A 22,686-nucleotide genomic window follows, 5' to 3' on the forward strand; every position below is an offset into this window, starting at 1 on the left:
ACTATTGCAGCGACTCTACCCATTTTTGCATTAAAATTCCAAATGCCACACCAACGTTTAATGAAGCTTTAAGCCCTTTCATTGGGATTGTTACTGTGCCGTAGGTGGCGCGGGCGAGGGCCTCGGGGCTTACTCCAAGTTCCTCGGAGCCTATGATGCAGATGCCGCGTTCAGGAAACTTGAACTCTTCGATTGGGGTTCCGCCGGTTTCCAGCGCGAAAACGGGAATATCTGATGGCAGCTGTTCAAGGGGAACACGGTCCCAGCCCATGGTTTCTATACAGCCCATTCCTGAGCGGATTGCACGAGGCTGTTCAGGATCGATACAATGCGGTGAAATTAAAACTTTTTCGGCGCCCATTGCTTCGGCGGTACGGAAAATTGAACCGATGTTAAATGGCGAGCGGATGTCTTCAGCATATACACATACGCCTGGGAAGAAGTCGCGGGCGCGGACGGTGCCGTCTTCTGTGGTCGGGTCAGCATGTGGCGCGATTACAAGGTCCCACTCCGCAGGAAATGTCCCGAGCAGCTCTAACAGAGTGTTGCGGGCGTAGTTGCACACACGAAGCTCGTCGAGTGGTTCTGTCTGCAGCAGCGTGCGCAGCCGCGCGCCGGCTTCCTCGCTCAATTTAGGATCCCGCAGTAACACAGCCGCAACCTGCCGTATATATTCGGCGCGCGGCAAACTCGTAAAAGTATACTCCGTACCTTTTTCTGCAATTCCGAGAATATCGCGCTCAAGCGCTCCAAATGTAAGTGCTAATTTACGGCGTTTCTGTCCGCCCTCAAGTTGAAAAAGTTTGCCGGGTTCTATCATTAGTAAGCCAACTTCACAAAATCAAACAAATCATCTGTTGTCATGCTGCGAGGCAGGTTGTTCATAAGATTAACAGCCTTAATATCCTCAACCGGCAAAGACAGTTGTTCAATTGTCAGGTTTAAGTCTTTTAGACGGGTAGGCAGGGCAGATTTTGCAATCTTCTGACGTACATACTCAATAAACTGTTTAGCAGCATCTTCACCGCTAGCTTCTTCCGGGCATGCACGGATAATATGAGCAAGCTTTTCAACCTTTGCAAGCTTAAATTTTGTTACATCTTCAAGCTGGAAAGGCAGCAAAATAGAAGAAATAAGAGACTTACTCTTGTGATAACGAGAATATATACTCAAAGAAAGCAGAGTTCCAATTCCAACGCTCGAAGCAGCAGCTCCAAGAGAAATCAGACAGCCTGCCTGAGCAAGCAGAACTTCTGCAGGAGTTGTAATATCCAGAGTAGGAGAGCCATCGAGTGCATAAGAAAGAATCTCGAGCCCCTTTTCTATAAACATATCGCTGAAGAAGTTTGCTTTCTGAGAAAGATAAGCTTCTACTGCAATTGAAATCAAATCAATTGAAAGTGTAGATTTCTGGTTATCTGTAAGTGTGAGCATTAGATTAGGATCTGTAAGTACGAGCTTGCATACACCACCCTGAACACGAAGGAATTTAAGCTGATGGCTGCGTGAATCTACAATTGGAATGTCCTGTGTAAACATGAAAGGACTTCTGTAAGTTGTAGGAATACAGATACATGGAATTGCGTTAGCTGTAGGAAGTGCTCCATCTACGAAATTATAAAAATCATGAACTTCGTTGTAATAAGCGGCAACAGCACGTCCAACCTGAATGGCTTTTTCTCCACCAATTGCAATAATACCGTGAACGTGACCTTCTTTAGCAAGTCCGAGTGCGCGTGAAATAACCTGTGTAGTAGGACCTTCGGCCAGTTCTGCAAATACAAAGCTTTCAATTTTACGGTCTATCAAAGACTGCATAATCTGACCGGCGAGCTGTGCTTCATTGAGCATAGGATCCATGATTACCATGTAGCGTGAGCCCCATTCATGAACCTGAGCACCAAGACGGCTGATTGTATAAGGCCCTAAAATAATATTTGGATTTATTCTGAATGCTAAATCTGCCATTTTTTTCCTCTTCTCTCCTAATTCTCCATTTTTATATCTCTAAACAAAAAAAGACGGAAACGTGTTCCGTCTTTTGAGAGTCAATTAAAGGCCGCTATTAGAGTCCAATTGCAGACAGGAATTTGTCTGCTGCCGATTTAATTACGGCATCATTCAAATAATTTGGATCCTTGAGCTTTTCTTTAACGGCTGCTACGCGATCTGCTCTTACATCTGGAGTTTCATTTGCAACTTTTTCCAGGTAGTAAGCTTCAGCCATCTCTTTGGCTTCGTCAGATACGCTGATAGAATCGTATTCGCGGTCTACCTTTGCAGAGCTTTCGGTTTTGCGGAGATTCTGAACATTGTTCAGTGGATTTACACTGTTTACACCATTTATCATCATAACGTCCTACCCCTCTACCTTTTAATTATCGGTAGATTCATCAGAATTCTTAATATTTTTTACACCAGAAATAAAAACTGCAAACTCACCTTTAATAGCTTGTCGCGAAGAATAATCATTGTACAGGTCAACGGCCGTTCCACTGGTTATTTCCTCGTGCAGTTTTGTTAATTCACGTCCTACAACGATGCGCCGGTTACTTTCAATATCGGCAATGTCCGCAAGAAGTTTAGTAATTCTGAACGGACTTTCGTAAATTACTACCGCATTTCCGGTTTCCATCAGCTCTTTCAGACGGCTTCGACGTCTGCCTGGCTTTGGAGAAAGAAAGCCTTCAAAAATAAGTGTTTTACCGCCCGTACCCGCAACGCTCACAAGAGTTGCAAACGCAGCAGGGCCTGGAATCGGCACCACATCAAAACCTGCCTGGCGAACAACATCAACAAGAACAGCGCCCGGATCAGAAACTCCAGGAGTTCCTGCGTCACTAGCATAAGCAACGTCATGTCCTTCTTCCAGCAGTTTGACTATCTTTTCCCCAGCAACTCTTTCGTTTTGGGCCCTGCAGGAAATAAGCGGCTTTTTAATCTCAAAATGATTTAAAAGCTGCAACGTATGGCGGGTATCTTCAGCCGCAATATAATCTACGCTTTTGAGCGTTTCGATTGCTCTGTAAGTAATATCCCCAAGATTTCCTATCGGTGTTCCAACAACAAAAAGCTTTGCCACGCATATATTATAGAATGAAACGGAAGTGCTTGCAAGTGAAATATATATAAGAAAAAAGATAAGAAAAGACGCGTTTTTATCCGATATTTTTAATATGAGTAAGAAATCTGGAAAAAACAAGAAAAACACTAAGAAATTTGAAATCAAAAAGCTTTTCAACAAGAAAACAATTATTTATAGCATCAGTACACTTTGTGCTATCCTGCTTATTATTGGTATTTGTGTCGGAGTTAAAATAAACCGTAAGCGAAAAGCCGACAGAACTGTCCGTGTTGCTTTCTACGGGCTTTCTCAGGAGATGACAGAACTTCTAAAATCTCAGATTCCTCAGGAAGAGAATATTATTCTTGATTTTGATGTTATTTCTGAAGGAGATTTTGACCTTCAGATTATAAAAGCTAAATACGACATGCTTTTTACCTGGAATGGAGAAATTACATCTGCACTTTCCGGAGTTGCAGAGGATATTCCTGCTAAAGTACTGGAAACAATACCAAGCTCTCTCAGAAATAAAAAATGCATTCCGATTGTTCTTGATCATTGTGAACTGGCTTTCAGTACAGAAGTTATGAACAAAATCAAACTTGAGATTCCTATGAGCTATAAAAGTTTGACTGATTATTTGAATACTGCTAAAGGCGCTGTATTCAGTCCGTTCTTCTGTAATGGTGCTGAAAATCGTATTCTGATTGATTTTATCGGTGCTCTTGTGATGGCAAAAGGTGGTCTTTCTTCTTATGATAAGCTGATTGAAGAGCTTCGAAAGGCAGAGAATCTGGAATCTGTTATTGATATTGTTCTTGATGGTCAGAATCTGACTCTTCATTCAATTCTTGATGAACTTACAACCTGGCCAAAGGAAGGACTTACTCATCCTGCCTGGTTTAATGGAAAGGGAAATGACCTTTTGTTCTTTGCAGAAGATAAACAGCTTTCATGTTTCTTTACACTGCTAAGTGAACACAGAAAAATACCTTATAACGTAATCAAAAACTATGAATCTTCTTTGATGCCGACAGATAAGAATGCAGAAAACTATGGTTTGATTGCACCGGCTGTTTCGGTAATGCTGCTTTCTGACAATTCAAATAGTAAACGATATGTTGGAGCCTTCTTTACAGAAGATGCACAGACACTTCTTTCTGATAAAACTGCTCTTGCCCCAGTGCATTATAGGGCTCAGGCTTATGACCGGCAGGCAGATGATGTTCGCTTCTGGGCAGCATCATGCAAAGGCGGCGCTCAGCCAGACCTTTATTATGCAGTCTACCAGCGCCGCCTCGACGATTTAATTAAAATGTGTTCAGAAATCAGAAATTATGTACGCTAGTAAGTCTTAGGCACGAAATTTCTCTTTACTTTCTGAGAAGTTGTCATTTCAAGAGGTTCTTTTAGCAGTGTTACTTTAGAAATCTGAGAGTAAGCCTGGAAGTTTTTGTTTACTTTGGCTACTATTTTCTGAACTGCTTCAAGCACCTCATCCTGAACAAACTCATTATTACGTTCAAATCCTAGTGATTTATACAGATCATCACTAGGATAAATAAGTGCTTCAATCTCTTCAGAAGTCTTTTCATCATCTGCATAATAACCGCGAACTGTTATCTGCTGAATTTCATCATACAACTGGAATGCATCTTCAATTTCTTCAGGATAAACGTTCTTACCACCGCTTGTTACAATAAGATTCTTGGCACGACCGCAAAGTTTAATAAAGCCTTCGCTGTCGATGCTTCCAAGATCTCCTGTTTTAAGGAATCCATCTTCAGTAAACATAGCCTTGGTTTCTTCAGGCATATTATAGTAGCCCTGCATAACCATAGGTCCTTTAACTGCAATTTCACCAACTTCTTCAACACCCTTCTTGGTAATCACTTTTTCCGGATTAAGAATTTTGATTTCCTCGTAAGGTGCAAAAGACATTCCGACACTTTCACTCTTAAAGTGTTCAACCGGGTTTAATGCAATAATTGGTGAAGTTTCTGTAAGACCGTAGCCCTGGATAAAATCAATACCCATAGCGTTGTACTGACGGCAGACACTTGCAGCAAGAGGGCCGCCTCCCGAAATTGCAACACGGATTGTATAAATACTTGCCTGTTCAAGGACTGTTTTAAAAAGCCGTTTTCCAGGATTTACATGGAAAATCTTTTTAATCATATAAGAAAGCCAGCTCACAAAAGCGAGGAACCCTGCAACAACAGGTCCTTTTGATTTAATGCCTCTTTTGATTCCCGAAAGCAGCTTATTATATAGAAGAGGAACACCAAGCATGACAGTGATTTTTCCTTCTTTCAGTTCTTTGAGCAGCTTAGAAACAGCCATACTCTTTCCGAATACAATTGAAGCACCGGTCTGCAGCGGGTTTATAAAGGCTGCCTGCATTGTATATGCATGATGAATTGGAAGAAGTGCGTAGAAAACATCTGTGTTATAGTGATTAAAGTTCCTCTGTGCAATAAAGCCATCAGAAATAAGATTCCTGTGAGAAAGCATTACGCCTTTTGGCTTTCCTGTTGTTCCAGAGGTGAACAAAATGGCTGCAGTATCATATTCGGTAGCAGGTTCATTTGGTTCAGGTTTAGCTTTTGCCTTCAGATTATAGACATATCGTTCGCCGGCTTCCGGATTCAGCGAATATATCTTAACCCCGGGACAATTGTTTTTGTAGTAAAAAGCTTTATCGTCGTCACAGAAAACAAATTCAGGCTTTGCTGTGTTTACGATATTTACTACTTCTGGTTCGTGTAGTCCGTTATCAACAGGAACAACAATACCACTTGCAAAAAGAGCAGCAAGGTAAGCTGTCGCCCATTCGGGAGAATTCTTTCCCATAACGGCAACCCGGTCTCCTTTTTTAAGACCGTTTTCAATTAACCAGTCGGCAAGTGCAGTCACATTCGCAAGAACTTCGTTGTAGGTTTGAGTGCGCTTAGAATCTCCTGGTCCATCAAAGGCTGTAAAGCACGGACGTTCTCCGTTTCTTTTAGCCTGAATGCGAAGGAGTTCAGGGAATGTAGGCCATTCACCTTTGAACTCTGAGCCCCTAAAATCATCAAGGTACTTCCATGGAATATTATTTATTTCTGCCATATGATATATTTTAAGTCTGAAACTTAATTTTTGCAAAAAAATATCGACAATATAAATATGATGATTATAGATAAGGCTAAGGCTTTTTTAACTGAAAAAAGTGCCCGAGCGGCTGCTAAAAAAACACTTTCTCTTATGCTTCTTGTTTTCTGCATGTGTTGTATAAAACTTTGCGCAGAAGATACAAGTCCTGCTGAAGCACAGGTTATGCGTGAACAGTTTGTTACTGAAGCAAAAAAGCATGTCGGAGCACCTTATGTACTTGGTGCAATCGGCCCGGATAAATTTGACTGTTCTGGTCTTGTTTATTATACCGCTCGTGAATCAATCAAAAAGCAGCTTCCTCGTACTGCAAAGGCTCTTTATAACTATTGCCGTATTGTTCCAGATAAGGATAAGGAAGTTGGTGATCTTCTTTTTTTCAAAACAAATAATACTGCACCAATCACACATGTTGGCATTTATATAGGAAATAATCAGTTTATTTCTGCTATAAGTGATGGCCCTAATACCGGCGTTATTATTTCATCTCTTAAACAGGATTACTGGAAGCCGAAATATGTTGCCTGCGGACAATTTTTGCCTTCAGGTAAGCGAAAGGCAAATTCAGATTCTAATGAAACGGATTTTGAAGAAGAAGATTTTGTTGATGAAAAGAAATCTTCTGGAAACTCTGGCAGTAATATAAGCTTTAAAGGCAGCAGTTATTATAATCCAAAGGCAGAAGGTCTTGATGTCCTTGTAGCAGATGCCTCTCTTTTCTGTGACTGGTCTTTGATATCTCCTAATTCCTTTATGTTCCAGTGGCGTGGTATTGATTTACATACAAACGTGCGTTACACAAAATGGCCTCTGGAGCCAGGATTTGGTCTCGGTTTCAGATTTAATTATGGAATGGGTGTTTTCCAGATTCCGCTTATGTTCTCTGCAACTGTAAATGATTATTTCAGATTCTATGCGGGCCCGGTAATTACTTTTGGAAATGCACGAATGATGGTAACTGGAGAAGACGTAAAGGCTTCTGTATTCCCGGGAATTATAGGAGTATCACTTTCAACTCCGTCTATCGCAATTGGAAAGGCAAAAGCTCAACTTGTTCAGGATATAAGTTATACTGTTTTCAACAGACCTGATAATTCTGCGCTTTCCTTTACAAATTCTATATCTTCCGGTCTTGTATTTTTTACAGGTGTCAGGGTAACTTTGGGTATTGGAAGTTTGTTTAAATAGTATGAATAAAGCAATATGCTCATTTTTTATTTTGATTTTTGCAGCTCTTTTTATGTCCTGTCAGACAGAAATAACTCTTACTCTGCGGCAGGATGATTCTGTTGATATCCGTTTTGAAGGTGAATCTGGAGAGGCTTTTGCAAAACTGATTAATTCTGCAGCAGGTTTGGGAGCAGAAGATTCTTCTGTTTCCACAAGTGACCTTTTGATAGATTCACAATCTGTTTCTTATGAACTTGCTAAAGCTGGTTTTTCAGATATCGTAATAAATCAGAAAAAGGGTGGTGCTGTTTCAATCTCTATGTGTGATAAAAAACAGACCTCTTATGTCTTTTCATCAAAAATCATAAAGGCTGAAAAAGGAAAGCTGATAACAGCAATTACCCGAAAAAGTCTGGAAGATTTCTATAAGGCTTCGGATGAACAGACTCGAATGATTTTAGATCTTTTCCTGGCTCCTGTTTTTAATGATGAAGAAATGTCAGAAGATGAATATCTTGAAATGGTTGGAGCATTTTACGGAGAAGGAACTGCAACGGAAGTCAGTCAGAGTTTTGTAAAAATCAATCTGATATCTAAAGATGGAAGTAAAGAAACCTTGAATCTTCCGCTTACACAGCTTTTTTGCGGAAATTTCAACTACTAGCATAGACTTTTATTCAATTATTTTTTCTGAATATATGTATAACATTATGTTATGAAAGAGTCAGAAATTTTTATCAATCAACTTGGTTATCGCATACTTGATAACAAAAACGTTTTCGTAAGTAAAACTGCAAAGGGTGAAGCAGAACAGTTTTCTGTTTGTGAAAAAGCGGGTGGAAAAGTAGTTCTGACTGGTCCTCTTATTGCAGCTCCGGACGATGAGGAATCGGGCGGTGGATATTTTACCGGCGATTTTTCTGCGGTTCAGACACCAGGTGAATATTATATCCAGATTGGCGAAGAAAAAAGCTTTCCTTTCACTCTTTCAAATAACGTTTATGATGAATTAACTCTTTCTACCTTAAAATATTTTACTGATTCACGCTGCGGGCAGGGAATCTGCCATACAGGAATTGCTGAAGTTTATGGAACTGGAGAACAGAAAAACGTTCAGGGGGGCTGGCATGATGCCGGTGACTATGGACGTTATGTTGTTGCCGGGTCAAAAGCCGTAATGGATTTATTGCTCGGCTATAAGAAATGCCCTCAGAAATTTTCAGGCTTTGATCTTCTTGGTGAAGTTCGTTTTGAACTTGAATGGATGCTTCAGATGCAGAGGGAAGATGGCGCGGTTTATCATAAGATTTCCTGCTATCATTTCTGTCCTTTTATAATGCCTCAGGAAGAAAAAGATCAGCTTGTACTGGCTCCTGTTTCTACTGCAGCTACAGCTGATTTTGCAGGCTGTCTTGCTTATGCGAGTGGTTTTTATAAGGAAAGTGATCCAAAATTTTCAGCTCAGCTTCTGCAGGCTGCAATCAAAGCTCAGAATTATCTTTTTTCACATGATGATGAATTTTATATCAATCCTCCGGAAATAACTACGGGCGGTTATGGTGACCATGATGTCCGCGATGAACGTTATTTTGCCCTTTGTTCTCTCTTTGCAGCTACAGGAGAGAAAAATTATCTTTCTCAAGCGCTGAAATATCGTGAAGACAAGAAGAAAGATAAACCTGATCCAAAGCATCCCTGGAACTGTGGCTGGCAGGAAGGTTTTGGATGGCCTTTTGTTTCGGGCTATGGTACAGAGCTTCTTTTGGAAAATGAAGATAAGCTGGATGCAGACCTTATTTCAGAGATTCACAGTGGAATAATTTCGCAGGCAGAAAAATATCTTGAAACCTGTGATGCATCGGCTTTTAAATACTGTTCAAAATTTGTTTTCTGGGGCAGTAATGGTGCAATCTGTGATCTTGCGCATATAATGCTCATGGCTTTTGATTTAACAGGTAGAAAAGAATTCATAAAAGCTGCAAAGGCTCAGATAGACTTTATTCTTGGCTGCAATCCTTTGAATTACTGCTATGTTACAGGTGCTGGAACAAAATCTGTTGTACATCCTCATCACAGACCAAGTGGTGCAAGTAAAAAGGTTTATCCGGGAATGCTTGCAGGCGGGCCATGTGGTGCTCTTCTTGATGCTTATGCAAAAGAACATCTTGCAGGGCAACCGGCTCTTAAGTGCTATGCCGATGCAGAACCAAGTTATAGTACTAACGAAGTTGCAATTTACTGGAATTCTGCTTTTGTTTATACACTTGTAAGAGTATAACAGTCTAAATTCACGGACAGAAAAACGCCTCTCCCCACTGATTGCGAAAAGCAAGGGTTTCTTGTAGAATAATCCTATTAAAATCTCAGGAGATTATTATGTGCGGCATTGTCGGCTATGTTGGAAATAAAAATGCGACACCAGTTTTGATTAAGGCTTTAAAGAAGCTCGAATATCGTGGTTATGATTCAGCTGGTGTTGCTATATATACAGGGGAAGAAATTCTTGTTCAGAAGGCAAAAGGAAAACTCTTAAATCTTGCTGAAAAAATTACAGGTGAGATTATTCCTGATCAGGTAAAAAAGCAGGATTTTTCTGATACTGAAATGGCTTTATATGATAAGACCGGTGACTTCATTAAGGGATGCATGGGAATCGGTCATACCCGCTGGGCTACTCATGGTGAGCCAAGTGACTTGAACAGCCATCCACATACAAATATGGACGGCTCAATTTCTATTGTTCATAACGGTATTATTGAAAACTATGCAGATTTGAAGGCAAAACTTCAGGCTCAGGGTATTGTTTTTAAATCTCAAACAGATACAGAAGTTGTTGTACACCTACTTGATCAGAAGTATAAGGCAAGTGGTGATATTTTTAAGGCTGTAATTGAAACCCTTCATGTTCTTGAAGGATCTTATGCTATTGGAGTTATCTGTAAGGATTATCCAGACAGAATTATTGCTGCCCGTAAAGAGAGCCCTCTTGTCGTTGGAATTGGAAAAGGCGAAAACTTCATTGCTTCTGATGTTCCAGCCCTTCTGGAGCATACCCGTGATGTTTACTATCTTGGGGAACGCGAGCTCGCAGTTCTTTATACAGATCATGTTGATTTGTTCAATTTTGATGGTGAAAAAATCATTAAGCAGCCTAGCCATGTTGAATGGGATATGGATGCAGCAACAAAGGGCGGTTATGAACACTTTATGATTAAAGAGATTCATGAACAGCCTAAAGGTCTTACAGATACAATGCGTCCTCGTATTGTAAAAGATGCAAGTGGTAAGCCTGTTGATGTTTATTTTGAAGAAAACAAGATGGATGAAGCCTGGAAAAAGGCCAGCCGTGTAGTAATTACTGCATGTGGAACTGCATATCATGCCGGCGTTGTTGCAAAATATGCTTTTGAAAAGATTGCCCGTATGAAGGTAGATGTTGATGTAGCATCTGAGTTCCGTTATCGTGATCCAATTCTTGATCCAAGTGATATTTTTATGGTTATTTCTCAGTCTGGAGAAACTGCAGATACTTTAAGTGCTCTCCGTCTTGCTAAAGAGCAGGGACTTAAGGTTGTTGCAATCACTAATTGTGTTGGTTCAACAGTCAGCCGTGAAGCAGATGATGTAATTTATACTCTTGCAGGTCCAGAAATTGCAGTTGCTTCAACAAAGGCTTATACAACTCAACTGCTTTGTTTATTCCTGCTTGCTGTTAAGGCTGGAAAACTTCGCGGAACTTTATCTGATGAAGAGGCTACAAAGCTTTTGTGTGAACTTGAAAGTATTCCTTCTAAGATTCAGGAAATTCTTGATGGAAAAGATGTAATACAGAAGTTTGCTTCACAGCAGTTTAATAAAGACAAGATTTTCTATATCGGCCGTCAGTTTGACAGCGCAACATCCCTTGAAAGTGCATTAAAACTTAAGGAAGTTTCATATATGCATTCTGAAGCATTTGCAGCCGGAGAACTTAAGCACGGTCCTATAGCTCTTATTGATCCTTCAACTCTGGTTGTTGCAATTGCCAGCGAGCCTAAGCTTTATGACAAAATCGGTTCAAACATGGTTGAAGTAAAGAGCCGAGGCGCAACTGTAATGGTAATTACCCAGGATTCTGGTGATGCATTCGAAGGAAAGGCTGATTTAGTATGTAAAATACCGGAGTGTTCTTCAACACTTGCTTCGCTGCTTACCGTAATCCCAGCCCAGCTGTTCGCTTATTACTGTGCAATCATGCGCGGCTACAACCCGGACAAACCAAGAAACCTCGCAAAGAGCGTTACAGTAGAGTAAGTTAAAAAAAATCCAGTCAAAAGGCTGGATTTTTTTGTATACAACCGAAACCTGGGCCATCTTAGACTTGAACTCGCTCAAATAGCAAAGCCGTTAAAAAACGAGCTGCGACAGCGGGTCGTTTTAGGCTTTTCTTCAAAAATGCGCACAAACAAGCTATGCTTGTTTGTTTTAGAGAAATAAAAAAAGATTCCGCGAAAACGGAATCTTATATAAGAACTGGGCCATCTTAGACTTGAACCAAATCTATATAATTTACAACGAATATCTAATGCTTTTAGTGTATATTAGACTGATTTTACGGCTTTATCAACACTATTTAGCGTGATTTGAAGGCTTTATTTCTTACTTAACATTTGCAAAATTAAATCACTTTACATTTTGCTTAACATTTTTTACGATATTACAGACCAAGAATAAGTCTTATACCGTCTTCTATTTCTGTCATATCATATTGAGAAATTGTACCAACTTTTTCTGTCAATCGAGACTTGTCTATAGCACCAGTTTGAGAAACAACAGCCACAGAATCCTTAGAAAGTGAACTGGAAGATTTCTCTATATATACATTCGCAGGTGCATCAGCAAGCATAAGATTTGTTGTGAGAGGAACAACAATTACAGTTCGGAGTTCTTTAATGTTAAATTCGTTTGTTTGAACAATAACTACAGGGCGACGAAATCCTGTTTCACTACCAAAAGGTACTCCGTAATCAGCCCAATAAATCTCACCACGAGTCATTTTTAGTCAGTTCCCTCCAGGAATCAAGTGTAGCACCACAATAAGCTGTCTGCTCATTTTCTGGAATCTTTGAATATATTGCAGCAAGTTTTTCTGATATGTCTTCTGATTTTCTTGACTTAGCTTTTGCCTCATGTAAAAGGAATTGAACAAAATGCTCTACTTGCTCATAATATTCTTGTGGTAAAGTCTTAATCTGTTTTTCCAAAACTTCGTATGGCATTCTGAACCTCCTTATTTTGTTTGATTATAACACATTTTGTAGAAAAAGACATAAAAAAAGGATTTACAATCTTAAAATTGCAAATCCTCGTTGTGGGCCATGTTTGATTTGAACAAACGACCAAAGGATTATGAGTCCTCTGCTCTAACCGCTGAGCTAATAGCCCAAGTGGTATAAATTATATCTAAAAAAATCGGTTTTAGTCAAGATGAAGGAAAAACGTGATCATAAGTATTATAAGCAAAATAAAGAGATTAGCTTAACTATATCTTTTTTGTACTGTATGAATTCTTCATTTTTAGGTTCAACAAATAAAACCCAGTTAATTATTCCTAAAATATGGTTAAGGTAGTTCGTAAGCATCAAATGACGCTTACTTAACCGTTGGGAGAACCTTGAAAACTTTATAAAATATCCTGATGCAACCTTTTCGACCAATGCCGCGGAGCGCAGTGTAAAAAGTTGGGTAATGGCAAGGCGAAACTTCCTTTTTAGCGGCAGCGGTAATGGAGCAAGAGCTTCATGTTTTATTTTGTTCCTTATAGAAACGGAAAAGCAGAATGGAATTGCTCCTGAAGATTATCTCAGATGCATTTTTAAAAAGCCCCTTATGCTGCAACTGAAGAAGACTGGGAAAAACTCCTGCCATGGAATATTGAAATTACGCCTTATAAAATTCGTGAAGAATGGATTTAATGTGTGCTATAATTAGGTAAACTTAAATTTAATTTGCGGATACATGGAAATATTAGATCTAATTCAGATATAATATAGAAAAACAAAAAGTGTAGGGGCATGAAAGATGACATTCGACGGTTCTCAGAAAATCATAGGTAAGGGTGCACAGGCAGAAGTTCTGCTGTATCACGAATTTGCTTACAAGGTTTATAATCAGTCTTATCCTACAGAATGGATTGCATTTGAAAAACAGCAGCAGCAGGCGGTAAATAAGGCTGGACTTTGTCCTGTAAAATACTACGACACAGATGATCCGCATATTATCAAGATGGATTTAGTTGTAGGAGAGCAGCTGGAAAAATCAGTCCCTAAAGCTCCAGAAGAGGGCTTTGGGCTTCTTGCAAAGGCGTTCTGTTTTGTTCACGAAGCGGATGCCAGCAATACCACAATTCCGCCTCTTAGTGATACGGCAGGTCTTATGCTTTCTGATGAAGAAAAAGCAGAAGTGCTTCCAGTGATTGACCGCCTGTCACAAAAATACAAAAGTTGCATCTGCCATCTTGATATGCATTTTCTAAATATCATGATTCCAAATGATACACCCCTTATCGCAGATAAAATCAATTACACTATCATCGACTGGATGAACACACGAGTTGCCCCTCCTGTTTTTGACTACGCCCGAACTTATGTGATTTTTAATGAGTTTGCAAAAGAAGCCCTGGAGTTCTATAAGGCTGCAGTCTGGCCGGATGTTCAGACACTTGGAATTTCAGAAGAAGATTTCTTTGAGGCTGTGAAGGTTTGTACTATTCTGCGTAGTAAAGAATAATATTTTAGAGATTTTTGATATATCTAACTGGCAATTCATCGCACAGCCAGACTTTGTCATTTCCAATGTAGAATTTAATTCCGCGTACGGAACTGCAACTGCAAAGCCATCCTCCACGAAAGCTTTGCCGATGCAAAAAAACTCGCAATTGAAACTTACATTTTTATGATATAATTGTATAGTTATATAATGTCTTCGCCACCTGTGGGGTAAGGCTTTTCGGGGTTCCGCCTTTCGGCTCCATTCCTTCGGAACTGCCTTTTCAGGACAGCCCCTACAATCCCTAATGCAAATATGGTATAATAAAATATATACTGGTGATAAATAAAGAGTTAAAAAATGTTAATAAGACAAGCCGAAGAAAAAGATGTTATGGATATAAAGGATTTGTATTTCAATTTCCTTACAAAATATCCGCCGAAAGAAGAACAGGACATTGAAGCCTGGAAACAGCTCATCAATGAAATCAATAAAAGTGAAAGATTATTTCTCCTTGTTGTTGAGGAAGATAATCGCGTCGTTTCAACTGTACAGCTTGGAATTATACCGAGCCTTACTCATAACATGCGATCCTTTGCTGTTGTAGAAAATGTAGTAACCCACGAGAATTATCGTAAAAAGGGTTTTGCGTCTATGCTTTTGCAGGAAGCAATTAAAATCGCACAGGACAAGAATTGTTATAAAATCTTTTTGGAAACAGGATCAAACCGCGAAAGTACATTAAACTTTTATAAAGAAAACGGTTTTGAAATTGATACAAAACATTCGTTCCTCAAGAAGCTCTAAAAGCAAGGGAGAAAACTATGTCAAAAATGTTCGATGTGTATCAAAACTTTTCAGACTTATATGATGAATTAGTAAATCATGAAGATTACGAAAGTAATCTTTATAAGTTTCTGAGCAGCAAAATCCAATGGGAAAATAAAGTTGTCGGCGAATTTGGAATTGGAACCGGGCGGGTTACAAAGAACTACATAGACAAGGCACAGAAGCTTTATGCGTATGATAATTCGCAGCATATGATTGATAAGGCAAAAGAAAACTTATCAAAGTGGGCGGATAAAATAGAATATGAAGTTCTTGATAACAGTAAAATCAATTCTATTGAAAATACATTTGATGTAATAATTGAAGGCTGGAGTTTCGGGCATCTGGTTGTTCAGGATGATGTAAATCGAAATCAGACTATTCAGTACCTTATCAGCGAAACTAAAAAACGTGCAAAGGAAATCATCTTCATTGAAACATTGGGAACGAATGTAGAACTTCCAAATCCACCTGGAGAAAATCTTTCGCAATTTTATCATGCACTTGTTGAGGCTGGCTTTAAGGAGCACATAATTCAAACTGATTATAAATTCAGCAATTGCGAAGAAGCAGGAAATATAATGGGCGCCTTTTTTGGTGACTCGATGAAAAATGATATCATTCAAAAACAATTAAATGTAATAAAAGAATTTACAGGAATATGGATTTATAGTAAACGTAAATTCAATTTGCGGATACAAAGAAATAATCCTGTTTCAGGTAAATAATGCTTTAAGACTTTACCACCAGCATGTGTAATAAAAAGCTTACGAGATATAATCGATCCTGATTATTGGTATATTTTCCCAGATGAAATTAATTAATCCTATGTCCACTGAGGAATAATGTCTTTTTTCTGATTTTCTGGTACGAACTCTTCAAGCTTCATTAAAAACTTGTAAAGATGGCCTTCACCATTTCCTGATGGTGCCATTGGTGCAGGACCGTAGTATGGGATGTGGACTGTATCATAATCAGATATAGAATTCTTACAACATATTTCAACATTTCCATAGTAGGAACGGTCTGCATCACTTCCTCCCATTTCCAGTAAAATAAAATCATCTTCAGAATGACTCAATGAAATTTGATCTGAACCACGGTTATATAATTCTTTCTTAAATGATCTTATTGTATTGATTACCCACAACACATCTTCTTTGTGAAGATATATTGTTCTATCTCCTATGTGCCTGTTTGAAAAAGTACTGTAACATTCTTCTGAAATTACAAGATATTCTTCCTTTATATTAAATTCATATTTATATCTTTCAGTTAACACATCCATTTTTATTCTCCCTATATCTGCTTAATAACCCCTTGAAAATCTCTTTCAATATTTCGTCGCTGTATAGTTTTTTGTCTTGTTTTATCTTCAGTTTGTTTCTTTTCAACTATAGTTTTTTTGGTTTTATCTCTTTGTTTTTTGCTTTACTCATTCTTAAATTTTTCAATTATTGATTTGCAATATTACCATTGTGGAATAATGTCTTTTTTCTGATTTTCTGGCACAAACTTTTCCAACTCTTTTAAGAACTTATAAAGATGGCCTTCACCATTTCCTGATGGTGCCATTGGTGCAGGACCGTAGTATGGGATGTGGACTGTATCATAATCAGATATAGAATTCTTACAACATATTTCAACATTTCCATAGTAGGAACGGTCTGCATCACTTCCTCCCATTTCCAGTAAAATAAAATCATCTTCAGAATGACTCAATGAAATTTGATCTGAACCACGGTTATATAATTCTTTCTTAAATGATCTTATTGTATTGATTACCCACAGAACATCTTCTATATGCAGGTATATTTTATCATCTCCTAAATACCTGTTTGAAAATACGCTATAACATTTTCCTGTTATTACTAAATATTCATTCTCAATTTTAAACTCATATTTATATCTATGTATTTGTTTATCCATTTTTGTACCTTTTTTTTAACTTATACTAAATGTACATTTTTCTCACAATTACCATTGTGGAATAATATCTTTTTTCTGGTTCTCTGGTACGAACTCTTCAAGCTTCATTAAAAACTTGTAAAGATGTCCTTCACCTTCTCCCGATGGCGCCATTGGGTCAGGTCCGTAGTATGGAATGTGGACTGAATCATGGTCAGACTTAGTATTTTTGCAACTTATATTAACATTACCAAAATACTGTCGATCGGCATCACTTCCACCCATTTCTATATATACATCATCATCTTCTGTATGTTGTAACCATTCATCATCTGAACCTCGATTATACAATTCTTTCTTGAATGAGCGTATTATATTGATTACCCACAGTACATCTTCTATATGCAGGTATATTTTATTATCTCCTATATATTCGTCAGATAATGTACTGTAACACTTTCCTGTTATTACTAAATATTCATTCTCAATATTAAAGTCATATTTAAATCTATGTGTAAATCTATGCATATTTAATCCTTATATTCTTTATATAATAAACTACCACTGAGGAATAATGTCTTTTTTTTGTTCATCTGGTACGAACTTTTCAAGCTTCATTAAAAACTTGTATAGATGGCCTTCACCTTCACCCGATGGCGCCATTGGGTCGGGACCGTAGTATGGGATGAGAATTGATTTATATTTTGAATAATCATTCTTACATGCAATTTCTACATTACCATAATATTGTCTATCTGCATCACTTCCACCCATTTTCAATAAAATTAAATTATCTTCAGAATGTTGTAATAATACTCGATCAGAACCTCGATTATACAATTCTTTTTTGAATGAGCGTATTGTATTTATTACCCATAATATATCTTCTTTATGAAGATATATTTGATCATCTCCTAAATACCTGTTTGAAAATACACTATAACATTTTCCTGTTATTACTAAATATTCATTCTCAATATTAAAGTCATATTTAAATCTATCTGTAAGACTATCCATATTTAATCCTTATATTTTGTATATATTAAATTACCACTGAGGAATAATGTCTTTTTTTTGTTCATCTGGTACGAACCTTTCAAGCTGCATTAAGAACTTGTAAAGATGACCTTCACCTTTTCCTGAAGGAGCCATTGGGTCAGGTCCGTAGTATGGGATGTGGACTGAATCATGGTCTGATTTTGAATTTGTACAGGAAATTCTAACATCTCCATAATACGATCTGTCGGCATCACTTCCGCCCATTATAATAAATACGAAATCATTCTCCTCATGATCTAATAATTCATCATCAGAACCACGATTGTATAATTCTTTCTTGAATGAGCGTATTGTATTGATTACCCACAGTACATCTTCTATATGCAGGTATATTTTATCATCTCCTATATATTCGTTAGAATATGTACTGTAACATTTTCCTGTTATTACTAAATATTCATTTTCAATACTAAATTCATATTTATATCTTTCTGAAAGTCTATCCATATTTAAGCCTTATATTTTCTATATACTAAACTACCACTGAGGAATAATGTCTTTTTTCTGATTTTCTGGAACGAACTCTTCAAGCTTCATTAAAAACTTGTAAAGATGACCTTCACCTTCTCCCGATGGCGCCATTGGGTCGGGACCGTAATATGGGATGTGTAATGAATCATGATCAGATTTTGAATTTGTACATGAAATTCTAACATTACCATAATACGATCTATCGGCATCACTACCTCCCATATATATCATAATAAAATTTTTATCTGAATGACGATGTGATACTCTATCAGAACCTCGATTATACAATTCTTTTTTGAATGATCTTATTGTATTGATCACCCACAGAACATCTTCTATATGCAGGTATATTTTATCATCTCCCATATATTCGTTTGATAATGTACTGTAACACTTCCCTGTTATTTCTAAATATTCATTCTCAATTTTAAACTCATATTTGTATCTATGTATTTGTATATCCATTTTTGTACCTTTTTTTAACTTATACTAAATGTACATTTTTCTCACAATTACCATTGTGGAATAATATCTTTTTTCTGGTTCTCTGGTACGAACTCTTCAAGCTTCATTAAAAACTTGTAAAGATGTCCTTCACCTTCTCCCGATGGTGCCATTGGGTCGGGGCCGTAGTATGGGATTTCAATTGAACCATAATGTAAGGAATCATTTTTACATGTAATTTCAACGTTACCAAAATACTGTCGATCGGCATCACTTCCACCCATTTCTAAAAGAACAAAATCGTCTTCTTCATGTTCTAATAATTCATCATCTGAACCTCGATTGTATAATTCTTTTTTGAATGAGCGTATTGTATTTATTACCCACAGTACATCTTCTATATGCAGGTATATTTTATCATCTCCTATATATTCGTTAGATAATGTACTGTAACACTTTCCTGTTATTACTAAATATTCATTCTCAATATTAAAGTCATATTTAAATCTATGTGTAAATCTATGCATATTTAATCCTTATATTTTCTATATACTAAACTACCACTGAGGAATAATGTCTTTTTTTTGTTCATCTGGTACGAACTCTTCAAGCTTCATTAAAAACTTGTAAAGATGACCTTCGGCTTCTCCCGATGGCGCCATTGGGTCAGGGCCGTAGTATGGGATGAGTACTGAATCATAATCTGACTTAGTATTTTTGCAACTTATATTAACATTACCAAAATACTGTCGATCGGCATCACTTCCACCCATTTGTAAAAGAACAAAATCGTCTTCTTCATGTTCTAATAATTCATCATCTGAACCTCGATTATACAATTCTTTTTTGAATAAGCGTATTGTATTTATTACCCACAGTACATCTTCAATATGCAGGTATATTTTATCATCTCCTAAATACCTGTTTGAAAATACACTATAACACTTTCCTGTTATTACTAAATATTCATTCTCAATATTAAAGTCATATTTAAATCTATGTGTAAGCTCATCCATATTTAATCCTTATATTTTCTATATACTAAACTACCACTGAGGAATAATGTCTTTTTTTTGTTTCTCTGGAACGAACTCTTCAAGTTTCATTAAAAACTTGTAAAGATGACCTTCACCATCTCCCGATGGCGCCATTGGGTCGGGGCCGTAGTATGGGATGTGGACTGAATCATGATCAGATTTTGTATTTGTACATGAAATTCCAACATTACCATAATACGATCTATCGGCATCACTACCTCCCATATATATCATAATAAAATTTTTATCTGAATGACGATGGGATACTCTATCAGAACCTCGATTATACAATTCTTTCTTAAATGATCTTATTGTATTTATTACCCACAACACATCTTCTTTGTGGAGATAGATTGTTTTTGAGGCTCTATATTCATTTGTTAGAGTGCTGTAAGATTTGCTTGTAATAGTTAAATACTCTTCTTCTATCTCAAACTCATATTTATATCTTCTTGACATTGATTCCATTTTTGTACCCTTTTTTTAACTTATACTAAATGTGCATTTATTTCACAATTACCATTGTGGAATAATATCTTTTTTCTGTTCCTCTGGAACGTAGTCTTCAAGCTTCATTAAAAACTTGTATAGAAGGCCTTCACCTTCACCCGATGGCGCCATTGGGTCGGGACCGTAATATGGGATGTGAAGAGTATCATAATCTGATTTAGAATTTGTACATGAAATTCTAACATTACCGTAAAATGATCTATCGGCATCACTTCCTCCCATTTTTATGAATACAAAATCATTTTCCTCATGATCAAATAATTCATCATCAGAACCACGATTGTACAATTCTTTCTTGAATGAGCGTATTGTATTGATTACCCACAGTACATCTTCTATATGCAGATATATTTTATCATCTCCCATATATTTGTTTGATAATGTACTGTAACACTTTCCTGTTATTACTAAATATTCATTCTCAATTTTAAACTCATATTTGTATCTATGTATTTGTATATCCATTTTTGTACCTTTTTTTAATTTATACTAAATGTACATTTTTCTCACAATTACCATTGTGGAATAATATCTTTTTTCTGGTTCTCTGGTACGAACTCTTCAAGCTTCATTAAAAACTTGTAAAGATGTCCTTCAACTTCTCCCGATGGCGCCATTGGGTCGTGGCCGTAATATGGGATGAGGACTGAATCATGATCAGATTTTGAATTTGTGCATGAAATCATAACATTACCATAATATTGTCTATCTGCATCACTTCCTCCCATTTTTATGAATACAAAATCTTTTTCCTCATGATCTAATAATTCATCATCAGAACCTCGATTGTACAATTCTTTCTTGAATGAGCGTATTGTATTGATTACCCACAGTACATCTTCTATATGCAGGTATATTTTATTATCTCCTATATATTCGTCAGATAATGTACTGTAACACTTTCCTGTTATTACTAAATATTCATTCTCAATATTAAAGTCATATTTAAATCTATGTGTAAATCTATGCATATTTAATCCTTATATTCTTTATATAATAAACTACCACTGAGGAATAATGTCTTTTTTTTGTTCATCTGGTACGAACTTTTCAAGCTTCATTAAAAACTTGTATAGATGGCCTTCACCTTCACCCGATGGCGCCATTGGGTCGGGACCGTAGTATGGGATGTGAAGAGTATCATAATCTGATTTAGAATTTGTGCATGAAATTCTAACATCACCATAATACGATCTGTCGGCATCACTTCCGCCCATTATAATAAATACGAAATCATTCTCCTCATGTTCTAACAATTCATCATCAGAACCTCGATTATACAATTCCTTTTTGAAGCTCCTTATCGTATTTATTACCCACAACACATCTTCTTTGTGGAGATAGATTGTTTTTGAGGCTCTATATTCATTTGTTAGAGTGCTGTAAGATTTGCTTGTAATAGTTAAATACTCTTCTTCTATCTCAAACTCATATTTATATCTTCTTGAAATTGATTCCATTTTTGTACCCTTTTTTTAACTTATACTAAATGTGCATTTATTTCACAATTACCATTGTGGAATAATGTCTTTTTTCTGTTCCTCTGGAACGTACTCTTCAAGCTTCATTAAAAACTTGTAAAGATGGCCTTCACCTTCTCCCGATGGCGCCATTGGGTCGGGGCCGTAGTATGGAATTTCAATTGAACCATAATGTGAGAAATCATTCTTACATGTAATTTCAACGTTACCAAAATACTGTCTATCGGCATCACTTCCACCCATTTCCAATAAAATAAAATTATCTTTAGAATGTCGTAATGATATCTGATCAGAACCTCGATTATACAATTCTTTCTTAAATGATCTTATTGTATTGATTACCCACAGAACATCTTCTATATGCAGGTATATTTTATCATCTCCTATATATTCGTTAGAATATGTACTGTAACATTTTCCTGTTATTACTAAATATTCATTTTCAATACTAAATTCATATTTATATCTTTCTGAAAGTCTATCCATATTTAATCCTATAACAATTATATAATAACAAAAAGAATTCATTTATACATGATTACAACTTTTCATTACTTTATATTTAGCGGGAGGTCTAAATAAAGTCAATAATCCAGGGGAGAAGTTTTTCCCAGTCATTCTCAGTTTCAGAATAAGGGGCTTTTTCAAAAAGACATCTGAAATAATCTTCAGGAGCAATACCATTCTGCTTGGCAGTTTCAATAAGGGACAGAATAAAACATGATGCTCTTGCTCCATTACCGCTACCGCTGAAAAGTAACTTTCGCCTTGCCATTGCTTCAAACTGGCATTCTCGTAAACCTTTTGGTCCACC

Annotated in this window: 29 protein-coding genes, 1 tRNA gene and 1 pseudogene; 9 read left to right on the forward strand and 22 right to left on the reverse strand. The window is 37.0% G+C overall.

The annotated features are described in order from the left end of the window. Position 1: 1 nt before the first annotated feature. The 4 genes from AABJ44_RS01970 to rsmI all read right to left on the reverse strand — a co-directional run bounded on the left by AABJ44_RS01970 (position 2) and on the right by rsmI (position 3,082). Complete coding sequence (locus AABJ44_RS01970) at positions 2-820, reverse strand: TrmH family RNA methyltransferase (RefSeq protein WP_338370253.1); 819 nt, start codon at positions 818-820, stop codon at positions 2-4. Further along, complete coding sequence (locus tag AABJ44_RS01975) at positions 820-1,968, reverse strand: iron-containing alcohol dehydrogenase (protein WP_074641376.1); 1,149 nt, start codon at positions 1,966-1,968, stop codon at positions 820-822. Before AABJ44_RS01975 ends, AABJ44_RS01970 begins: the two co-directional genes overlap by 1 nt. A gap of 97 nt (positions 1,969-2,065) precedes the next feature. Beyond that, positions 2,066-2,353: a flagellar biosynthesis anti-sigma factor FlgM gene (locus tag AABJ44_RS01980; protein ID WP_074641374.1), complete on the reverse strand. Its 288-nt coding sequence runs from the start codon at positions 2,351-2,353 to the stop codon at positions 2,066-2,068. A gap of 21 nt (positions 2,354-2,374) precedes the next feature. Further along, positions 2,375-3,082, reverse strand: a complete 708-nt coding sequence (gene rsmI, locus AABJ44_RS01985) for a 16S rRNA (cytidine(1402)-2'-O)-methyltransferase (RefSeq protein ID WP_074641372.1) — start codon at positions 3,080-3,082, stop codon at positions 2,375-2,377. A gap of 94 nt (positions 3,083-3,176) precedes the next feature. Between rsmI and AABJ44_RS01990 the strand changes: the two genes are divergently transcribed. Next, positions 3,177-4,412, forward strand: a complete 1,236-nt coding sequence (locus tag AABJ44_RS01990) for a hypothetical protein (protein ID WP_338370254.1) — start codon at positions 3,177-3,179, stop codon at positions 4,410-4,412. On the opposite strand, the gene AABJ44_RS01995 is transcribed toward AABJ44_RS01990, so the two are convergent. Then, a complete protein-coding gene (locus AABJ44_RS01995) occupies positions 4,409-6,175 on the reverse strand; it encodes an AMP-dependent synthetase/ligase (RefSeq protein ID WP_338370255.1) in 1,767 nt (588 codons plus the stop codon). The two genes, AABJ44_RS01990 and AABJ44_RS01995, sit on opposite strands and share 4 nt — an antisense overlap. Before the next feature lie 57 nt (positions 6,176-6,232). On the opposite strand from AABJ44_RS01995, the gene AABJ44_RS02000 reads away from it, so the two are divergent. The 4 genes from AABJ44_RS02000 to glmS all read left to right on the forward strand — a co-directional run bounded on the left by AABJ44_RS02000 (position 6,233) and on the right by glmS (position 11,680). Next, positions 6,233-7,405 (forward strand): C40 family peptidase, encoded by a 1,173-nt coding sequence (locus AABJ44_RS02000; protein ID WP_338370256.1) that lies wholly within the window; start codon positions 6,233-6,235, stop codon positions 7,403-7,405. A gap of 1 nt (position 7,406) precedes the next feature. Next, positions 7,407-8,051 carry a hypothetical protein gene (locus AABJ44_RS02005; protein ID WP_338370257.1) on the forward strand — a complete coding sequence of 215 codons (645 nt, stop codon included), beginning with the start codon at positions 7,407-7,409 and terminating at the stop codon, positions 8,049-8,051. Positions 8,052-8,102: 51 nt separating this feature from the next. Continuing rightward, positions 8,103-9,665, forward strand: coding sequence for a glycoside hydrolase family 9 protein (locus AABJ44_RS02010; RefSeq protein ID WP_338370258.1), 1,563 nt, complete (start codon positions 8,103-8,105; stop codon positions 9,663-9,665). Positions 9,666-9,763: 98 nt separating this feature from the next. After that, complete coding sequence (gene glmS, locus AABJ44_RS02015) at positions 9,764-11,680, forward strand: glutamine--fructose-6-phosphate transaminase (isomerizing) (protein WP_338370259.1); 1,917 nt, start codon at positions 9,764-9,766, stop codon at positions 11,678-11,680. A gap of 403 nt (positions 11,681-12,083) precedes the next feature. Here glmS and AABJ44_RS02020 read toward each other — a convergent pair whose 3' ends face one another. The 3 genes from AABJ44_RS02020 to AABJ44_RS02030 all read right to left on the reverse strand — a co-directional run bounded on the left by AABJ44_RS02020 (position 12,084) and on the right by AABJ44_RS02030 (position 12,811). Continuing rightward, the gene (locus AABJ44_RS02020) at positions 12,084-12,422 is read right to left on the reverse strand and encodes a type II toxin-antitoxin system PemK/MazF family toxin (RefSeq protein ID WP_338370260.1); all 339 of its coding nucleotides are present in this window, start codon (positions 12,420-12,422) and stop codon (positions 12,084-12,086) included. Then, a complete protein-coding gene (locus AABJ44_RS02025) occupies positions 12,409-12,645 on the reverse strand; it encodes a hypothetical protein (RefSeq protein ID WP_338370261.1) in 237 nt (78 codons plus the stop codon). The genes AABJ44_RS02020 and AABJ44_RS02025 overlap by 14 nt, the downstream gene beginning before the upstream one ends. Positions 12,646-12,738: 93 nt before the next feature. Next, positions 12,739-12,811 (reverse strand) — tRNA-Ile (locus AABJ44_RS02030). A 219-nt stretch (positions 12,812-13,030) separates the two neighbouring features. On the opposite strand from AABJ44_RS02030, the pseudogene AABJ44_RS15305 reads away from it, so the two are divergent. The 4 genes and pseudogenes from AABJ44_RS15305 to AABJ44_RS02045 all read left to right on the forward strand — a co-directional run. Further along, a pseudogene (locus tag AABJ44_RS15305) lies at positions 13,031-13,357 on the forward strand (IS66 family transposase); the annotation flags it as partial. 90 nt (positions 13,358-13,447) lie between these two features. After that, positions 13,448-14,155, forward strand: a complete 708-nt coding sequence (locus tag AABJ44_RS02035; RefSeq protein ID WP_338370262.1) for a phosphotransferase — start codon at positions 13,448-13,450, stop codon at positions 14,153-14,155. Positions 14,156-14,494: 339 nt separating this feature from the next. Further along, on the forward strand, positions 14,495-14,941 hold the full coding sequence (locus tag AABJ44_RS02040; protein ID WP_338370263.1) for a GNAT family N-acetyltransferase: 447 nt from the start codon (positions 14,495-14,497) through the stop codon (positions 14,939-14,941). 17 nt (positions 14,942-14,958) lie between these two features. Next, on the forward strand, positions 14,959-15,690 hold the full coding sequence (locus AABJ44_RS02045; RefSeq protein WP_338370264.1) for a class I SAM-dependent methyltransferase: 732 nt from the start codon (positions 14,959-14,961) through the stop codon (positions 15,688-15,690). Between the two features lie 98 nt (positions 15,691-15,788). On the opposite strand, the gene AABJ44_RS02050 is transcribed toward AABJ44_RS02045, so the two are convergent. The 14 genes from AABJ44_RS02050 to AABJ44_RS02115 form a co-directional block, all read right to left on the reverse strand. Then, the gene (locus AABJ44_RS02050) at positions 15,789-16,250 is read right to left on the reverse strand and encodes a hypothetical protein (protein ID WP_338370265.1); all 462 of its coding nucleotides are present in this window, start codon (positions 16,248-16,250) and stop codon (positions 15,789-15,791) included. A gap of 182 nt (positions 16,251-16,432) precedes the next feature. Further along, positions 16,433-16,891, reverse strand: coding sequence for a hypothetical protein (locus AABJ44_RS02055; protein ID WP_338370266.1), 459 nt, complete (start codon positions 16,889-16,891; stop codon positions 16,433-16,435). Between the two features lie 48 nt (positions 16,892-16,939). Then, a complete protein-coding gene (locus tag AABJ44_RS02060; RefSeq protein WP_338370267.1) occupies positions 16,940-17,398 on the reverse strand; it encodes a hypothetical protein in 459 nt (152 codons plus the stop codon). Between the two features lie 30 nt (positions 17,399-17,428). Continuing rightward, entirely contained in the window at positions 17,429-17,644 is a 216-nt protein-coding gene (locus tag AABJ44_RS02065; RefSeq protein ID WP_338370268.1) for a hypothetical protein, read from the reverse strand. Between the two features lie 273 nt (positions 17,645-17,917). Continuing rightward, positions 17,918-18,376, reverse strand: coding sequence for a hypothetical protein (locus AABJ44_RS02070; RefSeq protein WP_338370269.1), 459 nt, complete (start codon positions 18,374-18,376; stop codon positions 17,918-17,920). Positions 18,377-18,406: 30 nt separating this feature from the next. Further along, positions 18,407-18,622 carry a hypothetical protein gene (locus tag AABJ44_RS02075; protein ID WP_338370270.1) on the reverse strand — a complete coding sequence of 72 codons (216 nt, stop codon included), beginning with the start codon at positions 18,620-18,622 and terminating at the stop codon, positions 18,407-18,409. Between the two features lie 290 nt (positions 18,623-18,912). Further along, positions 18,913-19,371, reverse strand: coding sequence for a hypothetical protein (locus AABJ44_RS02080; protein WP_338370271.1), 459 nt, complete (start codon positions 19,369-19,371; stop codon positions 18,913-18,915). 30 nt (positions 19,372-19,401) lie between these two features. Continuing rightward, the gene (locus AABJ44_RS02085) at positions 19,402-19,860 is read right to left on the reverse strand and encodes a hypothetical protein (protein WP_338370272.1); all 459 of its coding nucleotides are present in this window, start codon (positions 19,858-19,860) and stop codon (positions 19,402-19,404) included. 30 nt (positions 19,861-19,890) lie between these two features. Continuing rightward, on the reverse strand, positions 19,891-20,106 hold the full coding sequence (locus AABJ44_RS02090; RefSeq protein WP_338370273.1) for a hypothetical protein: 216 nt from the start codon (positions 20,104-20,106) through the stop codon (positions 19,891-19,893). A gap of 291 nt (positions 20,107-20,397) precedes the next feature. Then, positions 20,398-20,856 carry a hypothetical protein gene (locus tag AABJ44_RS02095; RefSeq protein WP_338370274.1) on the reverse strand — a complete coding sequence of 153 codons (459 nt, stop codon included), beginning with the start codon at positions 20,854-20,856 and terminating at the stop codon, positions 20,398-20,400. A 47-nt stretch (positions 20,857-20,903) separates the two neighbouring features. After that, the gene (locus AABJ44_RS02100; protein WP_338370275.1) at positions 20,904-21,362 is read right to left on the reverse strand and encodes a hypothetical protein; all 459 of its coding nucleotides are present in this window, start codon (positions 21,360-21,362) and stop codon (positions 20,904-20,906) included. A 30-nt stretch (positions 21,363-21,392) separates the two neighbouring features. Beyond that, entirely contained in the window at positions 21,393-21,851 is a 459-nt protein-coding gene (locus AABJ44_RS02105; RefSeq protein WP_338370276.1) for a hypothetical protein, read from the reverse strand. Positions 21,852-21,899: 48 nt separating this feature from the next. Next, positions 21,900-22,358 (reverse strand): hypothetical protein, encoded by a 459-nt coding sequence (locus AABJ44_RS02110; RefSeq protein ID WP_338370277.1) that lies wholly within the window; start codon positions 22,356-22,358, stop codon positions 21,900-21,902. An 88-nt stretch (positions 22,359-22,446) separates the two neighbouring features. After that, positions 22,447-22,647 carry a transposase domain-containing protein gene (locus AABJ44_RS02115; protein WP_338370278.1) on the reverse strand — a complete coding sequence of 67 codons (201 nt, stop codon included), beginning with the start codon at positions 22,645-22,647 and terminating at the stop codon, positions 22,447-22,449. Positions 22,648-22,686: the final 39 nt, after the last annotated feature.

It is taken from the genome of Treponema bryantii, assembly GCF_036492245.1.
In the GTDB taxonomy this organism is placed as follows: domain Bacteria; phylum Spirochaetota; class Spirochaetia; order Treponematales; family Treponemataceae; genus Treponema_D; species Treponema_D bryantii_C.

Bases quoted from the DNA above. Each gene is read 5' to 3' on its own strand.
- AABJ44_RS01970 (WP_338370253.1), bottom strand. From the start codon at position 820: ATGATAGAACCCGGCAAACTTTTTCAACTTGAGGGCGGACAGAAACGC.
- AABJ44_RS01975 (WP_074641376.1), bottom strand. From the start codon at position 1,968: ATGGCAGATTTAGCATTCAGAATAAATCCAAATATTATTTTAGGGCCT.
- AABJ44_RS01980 (WP_074641374.1), bottom strand. From the start codon at position 2,353: ATGATGATAAATGGTGTAAACAGTGTAAATCCACTGAACAATGTTCAG.
- AABJ44_RS01990 (WP_338370254.1), top strand. From the start codon at position 3,177: ATGAGTAAGAAATCTGGAAAAAACAAGAAAAACACTAAGAAATTTGAA.
- AABJ44_RS01995 (WP_338370255.1), bottom strand. From the start codon at position 6,175: ATGGCAGAAATAAATAATATTCCATGGAAGTACCTTGATGATTTTAGG.
- AABJ44_RS02000 (WP_338370256.1), top strand. From the start codon at position 6,233: ATGATGATTATAGATAAGGCTAAGGCTTTTTTAACTGAAAAAAGTGCC.
- AABJ44_RS02005 (WP_338370257.1), top strand. From the start codon at position 7,407: ATGAATAAAGCAATATGCTCATTTTTTATTTTGATTTTTGCAGCTCTT.
- AABJ44_RS02010 (WP_338370258.1), top strand. From the start codon at position 8,103: ATGAAAGAGTCAGAAATTTTTATCAATCAACTTGGTTATCGCATACTT.
- glmS (WP_338370259.1), top strand. From the start codon at position 9,764: ATGTGCGGCATTGTCGGCTATGTTGGAAATAAAAATGCGACACCAGTT.
- AABJ44_RS02020 (WP_338370260.1), bottom strand. From the start codon at position 12,422: ATGACTCGTGGTGAGATTTATTGGGCTGATTACGGAGTACCTTTTGGT.
- AABJ44_RS02025 (WP_338370261.1), bottom strand. From the start codon at position 12,645: ATGCCATACGAAGTTTTGGAAAAACAGATTAAGACTTTACCACAAGAA.
- AABJ44_RS02035 (WP_338370262.1), top strand. From the start codon at position 13,448: ATGACATTCGACGGTTCTCAGAAAATCATAGGTAAGGGTGCACAGGCA.
- AABJ44_RS02040 (WP_338370263.1), top strand. From the start codon at position 14,495: ATGTTAATAAGACAAGCCGAAGAAAAAGATGTTATGGATATAAAGGAT.
- AABJ44_RS02045 (WP_338370264.1), top strand. From the start codon at position 14,959: ATGTCAAAAATGTTCGATGTGTATCAAAACTTTTCAGACTTATATGAT.
- AABJ44_RS02050 (WP_338370265.1), bottom strand. From the start codon at position 16,250: ATGGATGTGTTAACTGAAAGATATAAATATGAATTTAATATAAAGGAA.
- AABJ44_RS02055 (WP_338370266.1), bottom strand. From the start codon at position 16,891: ATGGATAAACAAATACATAGATATAAATATGAGTTTAAAATTGAGAAT.
- AABJ44_RS02060 (WP_338370267.1), bottom strand. From the start codon at position 17,398: ATGCATAGATTTACACATAGATTTAAATATGACTTTAATATTGAGAAT.
- AABJ44_RS02065 (WP_338370268.1), bottom strand. From the start codon at position 17,644: ATGGGTGGAAGTGATGCAGATAGACAATATTATGGTAATGTAGAAATT.
- AABJ44_RS02070 (WP_338370269.1), bottom strand. From the start codon at position 18,376: ATGGATAGACTTTCAGAAAGATATAAATATGAATTTAGTATTGAAAAT.
- AABJ44_RS02075 (WP_338370270.1), bottom strand. From the start codon at position 18,622: ATGGGAGGTAGTGATGCCGATAGATCGTATTATGGTAATGTTAGAATT.
- AABJ44_RS02080 (WP_338370271.1), bottom strand. From the start codon at position 19,371: ATGCATAGATTTACACATAGATTTAAATATGACTTTAATATTGAGAAT.
- AABJ44_RS02085 (WP_338370272.1), bottom strand. From the start codon at position 19,860: ATGGATGAGCTTACACATAGATTTAAATATGACTTTAATATTGAGAAT.
- AABJ44_RS02090 (WP_338370273.1), bottom strand. From the start codon at position 20,106: ATGGGAGGTAGTGATGCCGATAGATCGTATTATGGTAATGTTGGAATT.
- AABJ44_RS02095 (WP_338370274.1), bottom strand. From the start codon at position 20,856: ATGGATATACAAATACATAGATACAAATATGAGTTTAAAATTGAGAAT.
- AABJ44_RS02100 (WP_338370275.1), bottom strand. From the start codon at position 21,362: ATGCATAGATTTACACATAGATTTAAATATGACTTTAATATTGAGAAT.
- AABJ44_RS02105 (WP_338370276.1), bottom strand. From the start codon at position 21,851: ATGGAATCAATTTCAAGAAGATATAAATATGAGTTTGAGATAGAAGAA.
- AABJ44_RS02110 (WP_338370277.1), bottom strand. From the start codon at position 22,358: ATGGATAGACTTTCAGAAAGATATAAATATGAATTTAGTATTGAAAAT.
- AABJ44_RS02115 (WP_338370278.1), bottom strand. From the start codon at position 22,647: ATGGCAAGGCGAAAGTTACTTTTCAGCGGTAGCGGTAATGGAGCAAGA.